This window comes from Micromonospora sp. NBRC 110038, assembly GCF_020884815.1.
Lineage (GTDB): Bacteria > Actinomycetota > Actinomycetes > Mycobacteriales > Micromonosporaceae > Micromonospora > Micromonospora haikouensis.
In genome coordinates this window covers 44,493-60,406 of the sequence record NZ_BBOL01000006.1, presented here as the reverse complement: position 1 = coordinate 60,406, position 15,914 = coordinate 44,493, and the positions used below count along the sequence as shown (strand labels likewise).

The 15,914-nt window shown below is 72.9% G+C and carries 11 protein-coding genes; 6 read left to right on the top strand and 5 right to left on the bottom strand.

Annotated elements, in window-relative coordinates:
• Positions 1 to 5 precede the first annotated feature (5 nt).
• Positions 6 to 815 carry a response regulator transcription factor gene (locus LPU61_RS21500; RefSeq protein WP_229405885.1) on the bottom strand — a complete coding sequence of 270 codons (810 nt, stop codon included), beginning with the start codon at positions 813 to 815 and terminating at the stop codon, positions 6 to 8.
• A gap of 527 nt (positions 816 to 1,342) precedes the next feature.
• Here LPU61_RS21500 and LPU61_RS21495 point away from each other — a divergent pair.
• From LPU61_RS21495 to LPU61_RS21485, 3 genes are all read left to right on the top strand, one after another.
• Entirely contained in the window at positions 1,343 to 2,551 is a 1,209-nt protein-coding gene (locus LPU61_RS21495) for an MFS transporter (RefSeq protein ID WP_043968262.1), read from the top strand.
• Between the two features lie 140 nt (positions 2,552 to 2,691).
• The gene (locus LPU61_RS21490) at positions 2,692 to 3,480 is read left to right on the top strand and encodes a class I SAM-dependent methyltransferase (RefSeq protein WP_229405884.1); all 789 of its coding nucleotides are present in this window, start codon (positions 2,692 to 2,694) and stop codon (positions 3,478 to 3,480) included.
• Positions 3,481 to 3,500: 20 nt separating this feature from the next.
• Positions 3,501 to 4,949 (top strand): MFS transporter, encoded by a 1,449-nt coding sequence (locus LPU61_RS21485; protein ID WP_255700181.1) that lies wholly within the window; start codon positions 3,501 to 3,503, stop codon positions 4,947 to 4,949.
• A 16-nt stretch (positions 4,950 to 4,965) separates the two neighbouring features.
• Here LPU61_RS21485 and LPU61_RS21480 read toward each other — a convergent pair whose 3' ends face one another.
• The 3 genes from LPU61_RS21480 to LPU61_RS21470 all read right to left on the bottom strand — a co-directional run bounded on the left by LPU61_RS21480 (position 4,966) and on the right by LPU61_RS21470 (position 8,784).
• A complete protein-coding gene (locus tag LPU61_RS21480) occupies positions 4,966 to 6,150 on the bottom strand; it encodes a hypothetical protein (RefSeq protein ID WP_229405882.1) in 1,185 nt (394 codons plus the stop codon).
• Entirely contained in the window at positions 6,147 to 7,574 is a 1,428-nt protein-coding gene (locus tag LPU61_RS21475; RefSeq protein ID WP_043968256.1) for a hypothetical protein, read from the bottom strand. The genes LPU61_RS21480 and LPU61_RS21475 overlap by 4 nt, the downstream gene beginning before the upstream one ends.
• A 223-nt stretch (positions 7,575 to 7,797) precedes the next feature.
• Positions 7,798 to 8,784 carry an aldo/keto reductase gene (locus tag LPU61_RS21470; RefSeq protein ID WP_229405881.1) on the bottom strand — a complete coding sequence of 329 codons (987 nt, stop codon included), beginning with the start codon at positions 8,782 to 8,784 and terminating at the stop codon, positions 7,798 to 7,800.
• Between the two features lie 129 nt (positions 8,785 to 8,913).
• Here LPU61_RS21470 and LPU61_RS21465 point away from each other — a divergent pair, with 129 nt between their 5' ends.
• Entirely contained in the window at positions 8,914 to 9,762 is an 849-nt protein-coding gene (locus LPU61_RS21465; RefSeq protein WP_229405880.1) for a helix-turn-helix transcriptional regulator, read from the top strand.
• Positions 9,763 to 9,776: 14 nt separating this feature from the next.
• The gene (locus tag LPU61_RS21460) at positions 9,777 to 10,784 is read left to right on the top strand and encodes an ATP-grasp domain-containing protein (RefSeq protein WP_229405878.1); all 1,008 of its coding nucleotides are present in this window, start codon (positions 9,777 to 9,779) and stop codon (positions 10,782 to 10,784) included.
• A 149-nt stretch (positions 10,785 to 10,933) separates the two neighbouring features.
• Here the strand turns inward: LPU61_RS21460 and LPU61_RS21455 are convergent, their stop codons facing one another.
• Entirely contained in the window at positions 10,934 to 14,662 is a 3,729-nt protein-coding gene (locus LPU61_RS21455) for a CHAT domain-containing protein (protein ID WP_229405877.1), read from the bottom strand.
• Positions 14,663 to 15,091: 429 nt separating this feature from the next.
• Between LPU61_RS21455 and LPU61_RS21450 the strand changes: the two genes are divergently transcribed.
• Positions 15,092 to 15,913 (top strand): hypothetical protein, encoded by an 822-nt coding sequence (locus LPU61_RS21450; protein ID WP_229405876.1) that lies wholly within the window; start codon positions 15,092 to 15,094, stop codon positions 15,911 to 15,913.
• Position 15,914: the final 1 nt, after the last annotated feature.

Here is a 15,914-nt window from a genome sequence, read left to right as displayed (position 1 = left end):
ACGGTTCATCCCTCCACCGAGCGCAGGCTGGCCAGTGCCGCCGGGCCGCCCGCACGGCGCAACGGCATCGCGCCAGCGCCGTGCAGGCGGGGACTCCCGCCGCCGGCCACCAGGTCGAGCCCCGGCCGGTACGGCCGCGGGCGGGCGAACCGGGCCTCGCGGGCCACCTCGATCGCCTCGTACCGGTCCGACACGTTCAGTTTGTTGAAGATCGTCGAGATGTGGTTGCTGATCGTCTTCGGGGACAGGTTGAGCCGGGCGGCGATCGCGGCGTTGCGCATGCCCGCCGCGATCAGCTCCAGCACCTGCCGCTCGCGCTCCGTCAGCTCCGGGAACATCTGCTGGTTGCGCGGCTCCCGGCCGAGCTGCCCGATGAGCAGGTCGGCCACCCGGGGACCGAGGATCACCTCGCCGGTGGCCAGGCCCCGGACCGTCCGCACGATGCCGTCGCCGGGGCAGCTCTTGAGCACGTACCCCCGGGCGCCGGCACGCATGGTGGTGACCACGACGGCCTCGTCCTCGACGGCGGTGAAGACCAGCACCGCGGTCGACGGCGAGACCCGGGTGATCTCCTGAAGAGTGCCGGCCTGGAAGTCCGGCATCGCGATGTCGAGCACGAGCACGTCGGGGCGGACCGACGCCGCGCTCCGCAGCGCCGCCTGCGCCGATCCCGCCTCGGCCACCACGTCGATCTCAGTCGAGGTGGACAGCAGGGCGATGAGCCCCCTGCGCACCACCGGCTGAGCGTCGGCCAGCACCACCGTCACGACCCGGGGTTGTGCCCCGTCCGCGACCTCCTCCGGATCCCGACTCATCGTATGAGCCAGGTCCGTGGACGAGCCAACGCCGACCATTGCCACACCTCACCCCGTCCCCAAGCAGCCCGCGACGCCTCCCGGCGGGAGGGCGTCGCGGGAACGGATCGCCTCATCGGCGTGAACAGCTACCTACATCTACTAGAACAACACATATACACGATCGGCGGGCCCCCCTGTCAATCATCCGACCTATTTTCCGAGGTCAATTACGTAAACGAAGATGGATCGCAGCTACTGTCAGTCAGAAACATTTCAGCGCCGATGGTGGATTCCAAGGTCACGACCTGCGCCTACGGTCGTCCGGCCGGCGGGATCCGCCCCGATCTGCGCCTACGCCTAGCGCAGCGGCCCCGGGTTGTCCAGCGGAAAACTTCCCGGACGGCCGGGAAGTCGTCCCGCCCGCCGCCGCCCGCAGGCCCTGTCCATCCGCCACCCCGATCACGATTATTGATGACGACCGCGCCATTACACCAGGATGTGGGAACATGCCCTTTTCGCGATTGATTGATTATTCGTTCCGTTTGGTGCCGACCGATCCGCTGCGCAGGAAACTGATCGCGATCCGGCTGGCCGAGTCGATCGGCAAGGGCGTCTTCCTCAGCGGCAGCGTCGTCTACTTCACGCTCCGCGTCGGGCTCGACGCCAAGCAGGTCGGCCTGGGCCTCTCCGCGGCCGGCCTCTCCGCCTTCGTGTCGTCGGTGCTCTTCGGGGTGATCGCCGACCGGGTGGGCGCGCGGCGGCTGCTGATCGTCCTGTTCACCACCCTGGCGGTCGGCTTCGGCCTCTACACCCTGGTGGGCAGCGCGGCGCAGTTCTACGCCCTGGTGGTCGCCGTCGGGTTCATCGAGTACGGCACCGGACCGACGAACGGGGCCCTGGTCGGCAACCTCGTGCCCGCCGACGAACGGGTCAAGCTCAAGGCGATGATGCGCTCGGTGTTCAACATCGGCTTCAGCATCGGCATCGGGGTGGCCGCCGTCGCCGCCCTCAGCCAGCGGCTGCTGGTGCTCATCCCGCTCACCACCGCCGCGCTGATGGTCGGCGCCGCGCTGCTGGTCACCCGCCTGCCCGACGCGCCGTCACGGCCGGTGCCGGTGGGCTTCAAGCGCTTCGCCGCCGTACGCGATCCGCGCTTCCTCGCGGTCATCGGCGTCTCCACGATCCTGGCCTCGCACGTCAGCGTCATCCTGGTCACCATGCCGCTCTGGGCACTCAACCGCACCACGCTGCCGCACTTCCTGGTGCCACTGCTGCTGATCTTCAACACCGTGTTCGTCATCCTGTTCCAGGTCCGGGCCAGCCGCGGCGCGGACACCGTGGCGGGAGCCGGCCGGCTCGCCCGACGCTCCGGCTACTGGCTCGCCGGCGGATGCCTGGTCATCGCCCTGACCGCGCTTGAGGACAACGTGGCGCTCGCCTGCGTGGCGATCGTCGCCGGCGTGCTGATCCTCTCGGTGGCCGAGGTGATGCAGGCCGCCTCCGGCTGGGGACTCGCCTTCGGGCTCGCCCCCGAGCACGCCCAGGGCGAATACCTGGGCGCGTTCGACCTGCACGTCATCACGCAGAACATCGTCGGCCCGGCGGTGCTCTCCGGCCTGGTCATCACGTTCGGGTTCTGGGGGTGGCTGGGCATCGCCCTCGCCGCGCTCGCCGCGTCGGCGTTGATCGTCCCGGTCGCGCACCGCAGCCAGGTCACCCTCGAGCCCGAGCCCGCCCCGGCGACCAGCCGCTGACGGGCACGGCCAGCGCGGCTGCCACCGCACCGTCCCGCCCTTCTCCTGACCTGCCCCGATCCGTCGTCCACTCGTTGTCCACAAGGCACACCTAGCCTTTCACCAGTGCTTCGAGGGCATCGGACGACAGGGGGCCCACGGTGACAGAGCTACGCTCGACGGGTCGCTCGGTGCAGACGATCTACGACTCGATCGCGAGCACGTACGACCACGTCACCCGACGCAACGACTACGACCGCTGGGTCGCGCTCTACCTGGACCTGATCGGGCGCCACGGCGCAGCCGGACGACGCCTGCTCGACCTGGGCGCCGGCACCGGCCAGGCCGCCATCCGCTTCGCGCAGGCGGGATACCAGGTCACCGCGGTCGACGTCTCGCCGGAGATGCTCCGGCAGGCAGGGGCGAAGCCGGGCGCCGAGCAGGTCCGCCTCGTCGTCGCGGACCTGCGGGAGCTGCCCGACCTCGGGGTGTTCGACGTCGCGGTGACGCTGGGCGAGCCGTTCATCTACCTGCGCGACGAGCAGGAGCTGTCGGCCGCGCTGCGCGGGGTGTCCGCCCTGCTGGCGCCGGGCGCCCTGTTCGTCTTCGACCTCGGCACCGCCGGATTCCATCGGCGGCACCCGTCGCGCGTGGTCGTGGAGGACAGCGAGGACGAGTTCACCGTCGTACGCGGGGCGTCGTCGCGGCGCGACCCGCACGGCTCGGACTACCTGATCGACCGGTTCACGACCGACGACGGGATCACCTGGCGGCGGTTCCACCAGCGGCACGAGTTCTCGTACTTCGCGCCGGACGTGGTCGAGCGGCTGCTGGCCGAGGTGGGCCTGACGCACCTGGCCACCCACGGGCTGCACCTCGGTGAGCTGACCGACAACGCCGACGAGGAGCTGCACCGCAAGAGTTTCGTCGTCGCGCGCAAGCCGGGCTGAAAGCTTGCCCAGGCCGCCGCATGCCGTGCGGCACCGGGTCGGGGCCGGTGCCGGCGAGCCCCTGGAGGCGAGAGGAGGTGTCCGATGAAGATCGCCGACTGGAGCGAGTGACCCGCGGTCCCGTGGCGGGCCGCCTCCCGCGCCGGCCGCAGGAGCGGCCCGCCACGGACCGGGCACGCGCAGGGCCCCCGGGTGCCCCGGGAAGGGGACGCCGGTGGACGCGGACCGACCTCCCGGCGCACGTGGCGCCGCTGCGGGTGCCGTCGTTCCGGCGTTACTGGGGCGCCGTGAGCGTCTCGACCGCCGGGGACGGGGTGCTGTCGGTGGCGGTGCCCATCGCCGCCGCAGTGCTGCTCGGCGCGGGCCCGGCCCAGATGGGCTGGCTGACGGCGCTGGCGTGGATCCCGAGCGTCCTGTTCGCCATTCCGGCGGGAGGGTGGGTGGCCCGCTTCCGGCACCCGCTGACCCCCATGATCGGCGCCGACCTCGTCCGCTTCGCGGCGACCGCGTCGCTGCCGGCGGCCTGGTGGCTGGGCTGGTTGAACCTGCCCGCCCTGTACGCGCTCACCGCGGTCGTCGCGAGCGCGTCCGTGGTGTTCGTCGTGGCCGATGCCGCTCTCTTCCCCACCCTCCTCGACCACGACCGCCTCGTCGCCGGCCAGTCGCTGGTCTACAGCGCCCGCACGGTGGCGTCCGTGGCGGGATCCGGTGCGGGCGGTCTCCTGGTCCCGGTCCTCTCCGCCCCCGTCGCGGTGGCCGTCGACGCGCTGTCCTACCTCTGGTCGGCCGCCCTGCTGACCAGGATCGACCGCCCTGCGGCACGGACGCCGCCACCACGGACCGCACCGGCCTCCACCACGGGGCTGCGCTTCATCACGGCCAGCCCAGCCCTACGTGGCGCGCTCGGCGTCACCACCACCGCCAACTTCTTCAACCTGATGTTCCACGCTCTCCTCGTCCTGTTCCTCACCCGGACGCTGCACCTGTCCGCAGCCGTGACCGGGCTCGTGCTCGGTGCCGAGGCCGCCGGGGCCCTGGCGGGATCCCTGGCGCTCCCGGCGGTCGCCCGGCGCCTCGGGATGCCCCGGAGTCTGGTGGCCGGCAGTCTGCTCTCCGCCGCGCCGCTGACGGCCATCGCGGTCGCGGCCGGTCCGACGGCGGTGGTCGTGACCGTCGTGCTCGTCGCCTCGTTCCTGTCCGGGGTGGGCCGCTCGGTGCAGGACATCAGCGTCGCCGCCACCTTCGTCGCCACCGTGCCGGTGCCGCTGCGCACCCAGGTCCGGGGGGCCTACCAGACGATCAGCTTCGGGGTACGCCCGGTCGGCGCGGTGCTCGGCGGGCTGGTGGGGCAGTCGGTCGGGCTGCGGCCGGCGGTCGTCCTCGCGACGGCCGGTGGCCTGCTCGCGTTCCTCTGGGCGCTGCCGTCCCTGCGGTCCCCGCGCGAGCAGCGAGGGGCACCGGAAGCCTGACGGCGGCGCGAGACCGTCAGGCCGCGCCCCTGCCGGTGCCGCGCACCGGGACTTCACGCCGACGACTGGAATCGATGATGTCGCGGCGGAGCAGGCGGCCGAATCCGGCGCGGTCGAGTCGTCGGATCAGCCCGTCCCGGTCGGTGCGGAGCGCGGCGGCGGTGGCGTCGAGGTCCCAGTCGGTGGCGGCGAGTTGAGACAGCAGGTGTCCGCGGCGGGTCTGCGCGGCTGACAGCCGAAACGTCTTGAGGTACGCCAACGCGCCGGCCTCGTCGGTGATGGTCTCGCCGATGTGGTTCTCGGCGTCGGGGTCGAAGGCGGGCAGGAACCGGGACAGGGTGAAGCGGCCCATGCGCTGAACCGGGGTGCTGGTGAGTCGCTCGGCGGTGAGCAGCCCGTCGGCCATGAGGACGTGCGACGCCGCCCAGTCGGCGTTCACCCGGGCCAGTTGCGCGCGCAGGTCGGCGATGCTGGCGATGCGGGTGTCGTCGAGACGGAAGGTGAATTCCGGTACGGCTGGATACAGCTGGGTGTAGTGGAACAGCAGTTCGCCGTAGAAGTCCTGCAACAGTGTGGGGTGCAGGGCGCGGTAGTCGTCCGGGTGCGGGACGACGAACGCGGCGGCGAGCGCGTCGGCGACATAGAGCAGCATGCCGCACTGGTCGGGGTGGATCTCGAAGACGCGAAGTGCCTCGTCGAGGCCGGTGATGGTGGCGCCGGTGTAGCTGGCCTCCACGCGGGGGGACAGCCCTCGGGTGACGGCGTCGCGGGTCCATTCCTGCCAGGCGACGGGCGGGCCGCCGAACTGCAGCGTGAGGTACCCCTCCATGGCCAGGTGCAGCGGCAGGAACCGCAGCCGTTGCCTGTCCTCACGGCGAGCCATGCGGCGGCGCGACGCCAGCCGGATGCCGGTGGGAGCACCGGTGTCGGCGGGGTCACGCAGCTGGGTGCCGTACGCGGCGGCCGGGGTGGCGTCGGTGGTCCAGGTGGCGACGAACGCGTGCGGGAGGTAGGAGAGGTACCCGGTGCGTGGCCCGGTGCGGACCATCGACAGTTCGTCGGGGTCGTAGAGGCGGGCGTGCAGACGCAGGTCGGTGATGGGGACCGGCCGCAGTAGCGGGACGAGGCGGACCGCACCCCACGTCTGGGAGGGGCCGGCGGCCAGCCCGGTCAGGTCGATTCCGCCGGCTACGGCCGTCACGACGCTGCCTGCTCGGCGTTGAGGAACCGTTCGACCCGGTCGGCGAGGTGGCGGCGTAGCTCGTCGAAGCCGGCACTGCCGGTGGCGAAGCGGGCCAGCTCGACGAGCGCGGCGGCATCCTCGGCGTCGCGGACACCTACCGTGGCCACGCCGGCGGCGAGACGACGCACGTCGAAGGTGTCGGCGTCGTAGACCGGGTTGAGGTGCACGACGCTCGTGGCCTGGTGGGGATCGAGGCGGGTACGCCAGACCCGCAGCACCTCGGCGGCCTGCCCGGGTGGGTCGTTGTCCCAGCCGTCGGAGACGATGACGAGCCGGTCGGGGCGACGCTCGAGGGCGTCGACGAGGCGCAGGCCCAGCCCGGTGGCGCCGACGGGGTGTACCAGCAACGGTTCGCCGCGGTGGTGCAGCCACAGCCCGGCGTAGTCGGCGGCGAGGGCCTCCAGCAGATAGTGCGTGGCCAGGGCGACGGCCAGCGGCCGGCCGCGCTTCACGCCGGAGCCGGCAGCGGAGTAGCTGTCGTCGAGGACGGCCACCACCCGGCCCCAGGTGCCCGCCTGCCGGCGGGCGGCGCGGCGCGCGGCGGCCCGCAGCGCTCCGGTGAGCTCGTCCCGTCGCCGGGCGCGTTCCGGGCGAGGCAGTGACAGCGCGTAGATCGCGAGACGCGTCAGGGGCGCGGTGGCCAGGTCCAGGGCGACCGCCGCGACCTTGTGCCGTGCGGCGGCCCCCTGCAACCGCAACCGTTCGCCGTCGGTGAGCTTGGGCGCGATGCCGGACAGGAACCGGGTCCGGTCGATGCCGTGCTGGGCGGCCAGTCCCTCGGCGACGGTGTACGGCAGCTCGTACAGGGCGCGCTGGTCGTAGTGGGCGCGTCGCCACGCGTCCAGGATCGGGGTCTCGTAGCGCTTCGGACGGCGCCAGTCGAACAACACCGTACCGACCTCGCCGGGAAGTGGGAGGTGGGCGTGGCGGGCGGCGACCGACAACGATCGGCGGTACTTGACCGCGTCGAAGGCCGGGTCGGGCCGGGCGGCCACCCAGTCGCGCACGATGGCGCGGGTACGCCGGTTGTTGATCCCCAGCCGGCGCAGTTCGCGGAACACGCCGTACACCCGCTGCGGCGGCAACGTCCGCAACCGTGCGGCGATCAGCCGCCCTTCCGTCGCGCGCTGCTGGTCGCTCGCCTCCCGGGCGGTGCGTAGCAGGTTCGTCACGACCATGCCGGTGTTGAAGTGGTTGACGTCCAGGGCCAGGGTCGCGGCGTACAGGTCACGGTAGTTGCCCAGCACGTACTCGTGGAGGAACGCCAACGACAGGCGCTGCGTGGCGGCTCCGGAACGGAACTCACGCTGGCCCGTCGAGGCGATCGCGGCGTTGACGAACATCACCACGTCCTCGCACGCGACCCGATCCGCCCGTGACATGACCGCGGCCCGCCTTTCCACACCGTACTGATGGGGCCGGCCGGGGATTGGGGGCACGAACTGCGAAGCATCGCTTCAGAGGCGGGTTCCGGAAGTCGCACCGAAGTCCCGCGACCGGCCCGGCCACGATACCCGCCACGATCACCACGACGCGACGAGAAAACCGCTCCGAGCCCCGAGGTGGGGACACTCACCACCGCCCCGGCGAAGCCGTGACGAGGCGCTAGTTGCCGACGCCGAGGCTCGACATGAACGCCGCCGGGTAACGGTCACCGCGCGCGGCGCCCTTCGGCACGGCCGCCTCGATTTCTTCGAGGTCATCGGCCGACAGCTGCACGGCCAGCGCCGGCAGCGCCTCGGCCAGCCGCTGCCGGGTGCGCGCACCGACCAGCGGTACGATGGACGGGTCCTGCGCCGCCACCCACGCGATCGCCAGCTGCGCCACCGTGCAGCCCTTCGCGTCGGCGACCCGGCGCAACGCCTCCACCAGGGCGAGGTTGTGTGACGCGTTCTCGGTGGAGAAGCGGGGACTGTGGTTACGCGGGTCGTCCGCCCGCCCCGGCACCCAGTTCCCCGAGAGCAGGCCGCGGCCCAGTACCCCGTACGCGGTCAGCCCGATGCCCAGTTCCCGCAGCGTGGGCAGCACGTCGGCCTCGACCGCCCGCGACAGCAGCGAGTACTCGATTTGAAGATCAGCAACCGGGTGTACGGCGTGCGCCCGCCGGACGGTCTCCGCGTCCACCTCGGAGAGCCCCACATACCGTACGTAACCGGCGTCGATCATCTCCTTGATCGCGCCGATCGTGTCCTCGATCGGCACCGACCGGTCGAGCCGGGCCGGCCGGTAGATGTCCACGTGGTCGACGCCGAGCCGGGTCAGCGAGTAGCTCAGGAAGTTCCGCACCGAAGCCGGGCGGGAGTCCTGACCGGCGAACCGCATGCCCGGCCCCACCTGCTGCCCGAACTTCACGCTCAGCAGATAGCTGTCCCGGTCGCGTCCCCGCAACGCCTCCGACAGCAGCAGCTCGTTGTGCCCCATGCCGTAGAAGTCACCGGTGTCGACCAGCGTGACCCCCGCGTCCAGCGCGGCCCGCACGGTGGCGATGCTCTCCCCGCGATCGGCCGGACCATACGTCCCCGACATGCTCATCGCCCCCAGCCCCACCGCGGAAACCGTGGGACCCGTGTCGCCCAGAGTGCGTGTCTGCATCGAAACTCTCCCTCGTCGGTCGATCTCGGCTCCACCCTGCGCCGCTTCCCGGCCCGCCGGCAGCGGAGCGCTTGTCGTGGGAGCGCCGCTCCCTGGCTCCGTGCCCGGTCCCGGGGGCAGCATGGAGGCATGCAGCGCAAGCAGCTCGCCGACTTCCTGCGTCGCCGGCGCGAGGCCATCCGCCCCACCGAGGCCGGCATCGCCGACGGCCCCCGCCGCCGCACCGCCGGCCTGCGCCGCGAGGAGGTCGCCATGCTCGCCGGCATGTCCGTCGACTACGTCGTCCGCCTCGAGCAGGGCCGCAGCAGCCAGCCGTCGACCCAGCTGCTCGGCGCCCTGGCCCGGGCCCTGCGCCTGACCGACGACGAGCGAAGCCACCTGTTCCACCTGGCCGGCCACCAGCCGCCGCCCGCCGACGGCATCGCCCGCCTGGCCCGGGCCGGCCTGGTCCGCCTGCTCGACCTGGTGGGCGACACCCCCGCCATGGTCCTGTCCGACCTCGGCGAGATCCTGGCGCAGAACCGCATGTCGATCCTGCTCAGCGGCGACCACACCGGGCTGACCGGCGACCGCCGCTACGTCGCCTACCGCTACTTCACCGACCCGGCCGTCCGCGACCTCCACGGCCCCGATGAATGGCAGCGACACGCCCGCCAACAGGTCGCCGACCTGCGCGCGGTGGCCGGCCGGCGGGCCGGCGACCCGGCCGTGACCGGCCTGATCGAACGGTTGCGGGCCGCGAGCGACGACTTCCGGCGGCTGTGGGCCGAGCACGAGGTCGCGGTACGCCGGGCCGACCGCAAGACGTTCCTGCACCCGCGCGTGGGCCGCGTCACGATGGACTGCGAAACCCTGGTCACCCCCGACCTCGGCCAGCAACTGCTGGTGCTCACCCCGGCCGACGCCGGGGACCGGGAGAAACTCGACCTGCTGCGCGTGCTGGGGGTCGAGGAGTTCCCGGCCCGGGTGCCCCACTGACGGAGACGCCCGTCGTGGGCACCTCCCGGCGGGTCCGGCCCGCCGCCGGCATCCCCCGGCGTTCCCGACGGCTCAGCGCCTGCCCGACCGCCCGGCCGGATTTCGGGTGGATCCCGCCGTCGTTCCTCCGGCACGATGCCCGGGTGATGATGCTGGTGCCCGCGAACCCGCTACGCCCGCGCCTGCCCGACGACCACTTCGCGCCCGAAGCCCACGCCGCCCGGGAGGCCGGGATCACCGTCGCGGTGGTCGACCACGACGCGCTGACCCGCGACGACCCGCACCGCGCCGTCGCCACCGTGCCCGCCGGCGGCGTCGCGGTCTACCGCGGCTGGATGCTTCGCAGCGACCAGTACGCCGCCTTCGCCGAAGCCCTCGCCGCCCGAGGCGTGTCCCTGCGCACCAACGGCGACCAGTACCGCCGCGCCCACGAACTTCCCGGCTGGTACCACCCGCTCGCCCCGGTCACGCCGACCTCCACCTGGACCACCAGCGCGGAGCGGGCCGCCTTCGACCACGCCCGGACACAACTCGGCACCGGTGCCGCCGTACTGCGCGACTACACCAAGTCGATGAAGCACCACTGGAACGAGGCGGCCTTCATCCCCGACCTCGGCGACTCCGCCGCCGCCTGGCAGGTCGCCACCCGTTTCCTCGAACTACGCGCCGACGACTTCACCGGCGGGTTCGTCCTGCGTGCCTTCGAACACTTCACCACCGCCGAAGTACGCACCTGGTGGATCGACGGCGCCTGCGCACTGATCGGCGCCCACCCCGACACCCCCGACGACCTGCCATCCCCTGCCCTCGACCTGGCCACGCTCACGCCACTGGTCGCCGCCCTCGACCTTCCCTTCGTCACCGTCGATCTCGCGCAACGCCACGACGGCACCTGGCGCGTCGTCGAACTCGGCGACGGCCAGGTCAGCGACCGACCCGACTCCATCAGCCCGTACGACTTCGTCGCCACACTCCTCGACGGCGGCCTCTCCGACGACGCCCGCTCCCGGATCGGCCGGTGAGGATCAAGCCCACGAACACGCCCGGCACGGGACATCGGGCCGGCCGTCGCGCATGACGACGAGCGGATTCCGTCCCCACCGGCGACACCTCCCGCCTGAGTTCGGGCACGGCCCGGTCGACGAGCGGTCGGGGCCGCGCTCCGTCGGCCCTACCGGCCGTAGTGCAGGTAGGGCGCCCACGCACCGACGTCGGACGGCCGCTCGCGGCGCCACCGACGAAGCGCCTGGTGCAGCGCATACGGCGCCCGGTCGACGAGCACCGTGCCCTCGGGCGCGAGATCCCGGTAGACGGCTGTCACGAACTCCTCCTCGCCGGGGAGCGTCACGAGGTCGTGGTCCACGACCTGCCAGAGCGTGGCGATGACATGGCGGCCGCCGGCCAGTTGCAACGCGGAGGCCACGTGGATTCCCTCGTTGAGAACGTCGGTGCCACCGATGGCGGTGTGGCAGGCGTCGAGGAAGACGAGGTCGGCGCCGACGGGATGGGCGGCGACGTCCTGAAAGGTCGTGGCTCCGTCGGACGCGGCGACGCCGCCGCGTAGCGGTTCGCTGACATCCTGGTGGCCGTGGCCGGCGATGTGGACGATGCGGTGGCTGCCCAACGCCTGGAGGAGCCGGTCGCGGGTGACCTCACGGCCGTCGAGTCGCACGGGCACCGGGTCGAGCAGCTCGTCGAGCCGGCGGGCCTGGCGTTCGGGGCCGACCAGCGGCGGCAGGCCGGGCGGCTGCGCGATGGTGATGACGCAGGGCCGTTCATCCGTGACGCCCGCTCTCGTCGGCGTGCGGCCGGCCGAGAGGCTGAGATGCGTCAGGGTCAGCGTGTACGACGACACCACCCGTTCCAGCACGGCGTCCGGCGAGCCGTGCCCGCGTTGCGCGGCGTGTATCGGGAGCATGGTCAGTGGGCCGGTGAGGCACCACCACACGCGTGGTGGCTCGTTCTCGGAGGCGGACGAGTGCCCTAGGGCGGTCAGGACCGGCTCGGCCGTCGTTTCCCACAACCACGCCAGGACCTCGCTCATCGCCTCCTGTGCCCGCCACATCGGCATCCGGCTGTTGCCTGCGGGGCCGCTCAGGGCTTCCGCGTACTGCTGGACCGCCTGGATGTACTGCTGCGCCATCGAGGCGGCGGCGTGGAGGGTGAGCCGGGGCAGCGGGACCGCCCGCAGGCCGGCGGCGTCGACCAGCAGGGCATCACAGCGTTGCAGGCTGACGTTGACCAGGACGGCCGCACCCGCGCCGACCGACTGTCGCAGCTCCGCGAGCGTGGCCGGGCCACCGAACAGGTCACGACCGAGCAGGGCTGTGGCCTGGTCCAGGAGCTCGGCGAGGACGCGGCGGACGCGGGAGCGCAGTTCGGAGGCAGGCTCCACGACGTCGTCCGGGCGTTCCCACCACCGGCGGGGTTCGGCCGCCGGCCGTACCCGCGCCAGCCGGTCCAGCTGGCGGGTCATGGCCTCGATCCGTGACGCCAGGTCGGGATCGATGCGGGCGAGCTCGGCCAGGGCATGCCGGCGGCGCAGCGCCGCGCCCCAGCTGAGGAACCGGGCCCGTTCGGAGAGTTCGAGGGCCAGCGCGGCGTCGCCTGCCTCCAGTGCGGCGCTGGCGGCCTCGGTGGGCAGGCTGGCGACCGACCCGGCGAGCAACTGCCGGTCGGGGTCGGCCAAGCCGTGGGCGACATCGGCGGTGAGGTCGACCGCCAGGCGATAGTTGGCCAACGACCGGGCGAGGTCGGGCGGGTTGGTGCGCAACGCCAGCCGACCCGCCGACATCGCGGCTTCGCGTCGGTGCGCGGGCCGCGCCGCGGCATGGCCGACGACCTCGCCGAACAGGCGGGCCGCTTCGGTCTGCGCCGCCGGGTCGGCGCTGCGCAGCCCGATGTCGCCGAGGTGGGAGCCGAGGCGCAGGGTGGCCTCGACCCAGTCGACGGAGGTGGTGCGCAGCAGGCCACGGGCCGACCGGGTCAGCTCGGCGAGCCGCATCGTGACGGCGATGTCCATGGGGACTGTCCGGTGCTGTCCGGCTTCGAACTCCGCCTGCAGCAGCAGGGCGGTGCCACGGACGTCGTCGGGAAGATCGTCTTGACCGAGGAGGCCGAGCAGCAGCGTACGGGCCTCGGTCAGGTCGGCAGGCCTGTCCCACACGGCGGCGGCCGCACCGAGCGTCCGGGCCAGCAGGAGCGCGCCGTGCGCTCCGGCGCGTGCGGCGGGGTCTGCGGCTGCGGTGACCGCCCGGGCGCAGGCGAGAGCCTGCCGCAGGTCGTCGTCCGAGCGCGTGCGCCCGAAGGCGGTGAGCAGCGCGCCGGCCAGGTGACGGCACTGGTCGCCACCGGGGTGCGGTACGTCGATGCGGGTGTGGGCCGCCCGGAACAACCCGACGGCCTCCGCAAGGTCACCCGAGTCGCCGGTGACGGAGAAGCGGTCGGCCAGCGCCAGGCCGAGCACCGTCCGCACGTCCTGCTCGCGCCGTGCGGCCTCCCGGAGCGCGGCGACGGCCTCGTCGAGGTCGGCGAGGTCGCCGGTGGCGACGAACCGGTCGTGCAGGGCGGAGCCGAGGCCGCCGACGTGTTCCGCGGAGTGCCCGCCGAGATAGAGGCCGATCGCCTCGTCGATGTCGGCGGTGCGCCGGTAGACGCGGAACCGGTGGGCGAGGACACCCGCGCGCATCAGGCGCCGGTGGGTGCGCTCGGAGGAGCCGGGTGTGGCCTGGTCGGTCGCCTGGTCGATCCAGTCGAGGGCGCGGGCGAGGTCGGCTTCGTCCCCGGTGAGGACGAACAGCTCCTGGTGCAGCACGCCGGCCATCTGCATGCGCAGCCCGCGTTCGTCGGGCCCGGAGGCCACGGCCAGGGCCCGCTCGACGAACGCGACAGCGGCGGTGATGTCGGCGGGGTCGCCGTGCTGCCGACCGCGTATCGCGGCGCAGCCCGCACGGGTCTCCAGCAGCCAACCCAGGTCGCCGCCGAGCTGCCCGGACGACAGGGCCTGGTCTGCCGCGTGCACCGCCGCGTCGAGCAGGGCGGGGTCCCCGGCGTGTTCGTGGTGCAGGACGAGCGCCCGGGCGAGAAGCGCCCGTACGACCGCGGCGTCCTGCGGTGACCGCGCCTCGGTTTGCTGGCGCAGGAAGCCCACGAGCGCCCCGGTCAGCGCACCGGCCCGGTCGCGTTGCACATGTGACGAGAGCGTCGACACGGCGTCAGCCGCGCGGCGGACCTCGACCAGGTGCAGGTCACCGGGGCTGTGCATGCCCCGCCAGAGCGGCCCGGTCGCCCGGTCCGGATCCCAGCGGTCGGCGGTCAACGCGTAGTGCGCCAGGTAGGCGGCGCCCGCGTCGATCGCCCGGGCCCCGCCGCGCGGGTGGTCCACGGGCGTCGCCCGCAGGACGGCGTCGAGCTCCTGCACGACCAACTCGGCCGTGCGCCGGATCCCCGCGCCGTGCCGGCGGCCCGGTGGGGCCCGCCCTTCCCAGGACCGCAGCCAGGCCGATGCGGCGGCATGGCGCAGCGCGGGTTCGGCGGGCGGCGCCGAGCGGCGGCGCAGGCATCCGGCGACGCCAAGCAGGTCACGGTCGTCGCCACTGTGCTCGTAGCGACGCAGGTAGGCGGTGGCCACCGCGTCCAGCCAGTCGTCGGGCAGCTGTGCCGGCCCGCGCCCCAGGGCCCGGTCCAACTGGTGGGCGGCGGCGTCGAGGGCGTCGGCGGTCAACGGGCCCCGACCGGTGTCCCGCAGCGCGGACAGCGCACGGTGCAGGTCGTCGAGGGCAGCCCTCGCATCGCCCGCGGCCCCGTGTCGGCGCGACGACTCGTCCAGCTCGGACCGTTCGCCGGTGGCGGCGTACCGCTGCGCCGCGTCGTCGCTGGCTCGGGTCACCGGCGTGCTCACGGCCCCTATGCTGGCATACACGATCGGGAGCGTGGCCAACCGAAGAGGTGGTTGATGAGCGGTCCGTCCGAAAGGGAGTTTCTCGCGACCTTCTGCCGGGACACACCGCATCTGCGGCGGGAGCTTCCCGAGAGTCGGCGTCGGCTCCTGGAATCGGGCCTGGCGTCCTTGCGGTCGGGCACCACGTCACTGGTGGAAGTGTGCCGCTCGATCGGCTACCCGACCGCCGGCAGCCAGCGGGGAGAGGAGTCGCAGAACCAGAATCCGGGGTACGCACCACTTCCCGGCGGGCTTGCCGGGTTGCCACCCGGAAGTTATGTCTGTCCGGCCACGGCGTGCAGCCGGGTCGAACCGCGCGACAGCGAGGGCGTGGTCCCGGAGTGCGCCGTGTACGACCGCCGCCTGCGGCGCGGCGCGGATCACTAGGCCATGGACGCGATCCTCGGGGAGATCAGCAGACGGCTGACCGGGCAGTGGATCCAGATCGCGCTCTCCGGTGCGCTCTTCCTCGGCGTCGGGTGGGTGGCGCTCACCCTCGGCCAGCGGCACGCTCTCGACCACGGCCTGCTGCTGAGCCGTGTCGACGCCCTCGTCGCCGGCATCGACGGCACCACCGCGCTGATCATCCGCGCCGTCCTGATCACGGCGCTCGGCTATCTGGTGGGCATGACCGCGCACATGGCGGGGTCGCTGCTGCGGCGGCTCTGGACCGACCGGTGGCCGCCGCCGTTGCACTGGATCGAGAAGGGCATCGTCCGCCTCCGGCGGGCGTACTTCGGTAGGCGGTGGCCGGACCGGACGCGGGAGTTGCCCGCCCGCTACCTGCCGGCCCGGGCCACCCAGGTCGCGGACCGGATCCGGCTGGCCCACGAACGGGTCGACGCCGAGTACGGAGCCCATCTCGGGCTGCTGTGGCCCCGGCTGTGGCTCATGCTCACCCCCGACGAGCGGGGCCCGATCGAGCTCAGCCGAGCGGGCCTGGACAGCGCGGCCGTTCTCGCCGTCTGGGGCGCCGCGCTCGTGGGGCTGGGCTGGTGGTGGTGGCCGGCCGCGCTGATCGGGCTGGCCGTGGTGCTGCTGGCCCGGCACCGGGCCCGCACCGCGGTGAGTGCGCTCGCCGATCTCGCCGAGTCGACCGTCGACAGCCAGCAGCACGTGCTGGCGGAGCGGTTCGGCGTGGCCCTGGTCGAGGGTCGGATCAGCCGGGAGGACTTCCGGCAGATCAACGACCGGCTCACGAAGGGAGCGTGAC

Excerpts from the sequence above, each read along its gene's own strand:
- LPU61_RS21500 (WP_229405885.1), bottom strand. The coding sequence starts at position 815 with ATGAGTCGGGATCCGGAGGAGGTCGCGGACGGGGCACAACCCCGGGTC.
- LPU61_RS21485 (WP_255700181.1), top strand. The coding sequence starts at position 3,501 with ATGCCGTGCGGCACCGGGTCGGGGCCGGTGCCGGCGAGCCCCTGGAGG.
- LPU61_RS21475 (WP_043968256.1), bottom strand. The coding sequence starts at position 7,574 with ATGTCACGGGCGGATCGGGTCGCGTGCGAGGACGTGGTGATGTTCGTC.
- LPU61_RS21470 (WP_229405881.1), bottom strand. The coding sequence starts at position 8,784 with ATGCAGACACGCACTCTGGGCGACACGGGTCCCACGGTTTCCGCGGTG.
- LPU61_RS21465 (WP_229405880.1), top strand. The coding sequence starts at position 8,914 with ATGCAGCGCAAGCAGCTCGCCGACTTCCTGCGTCGCCGGCGCGAGGCC.
- LPU61_RS21450 (WP_229405876.1), top strand. The coding sequence starts at position 15,092 with ATGGACGCGATCCTCGGGGAGATCAGCAGACGGCTGACCGGGCAGTGG.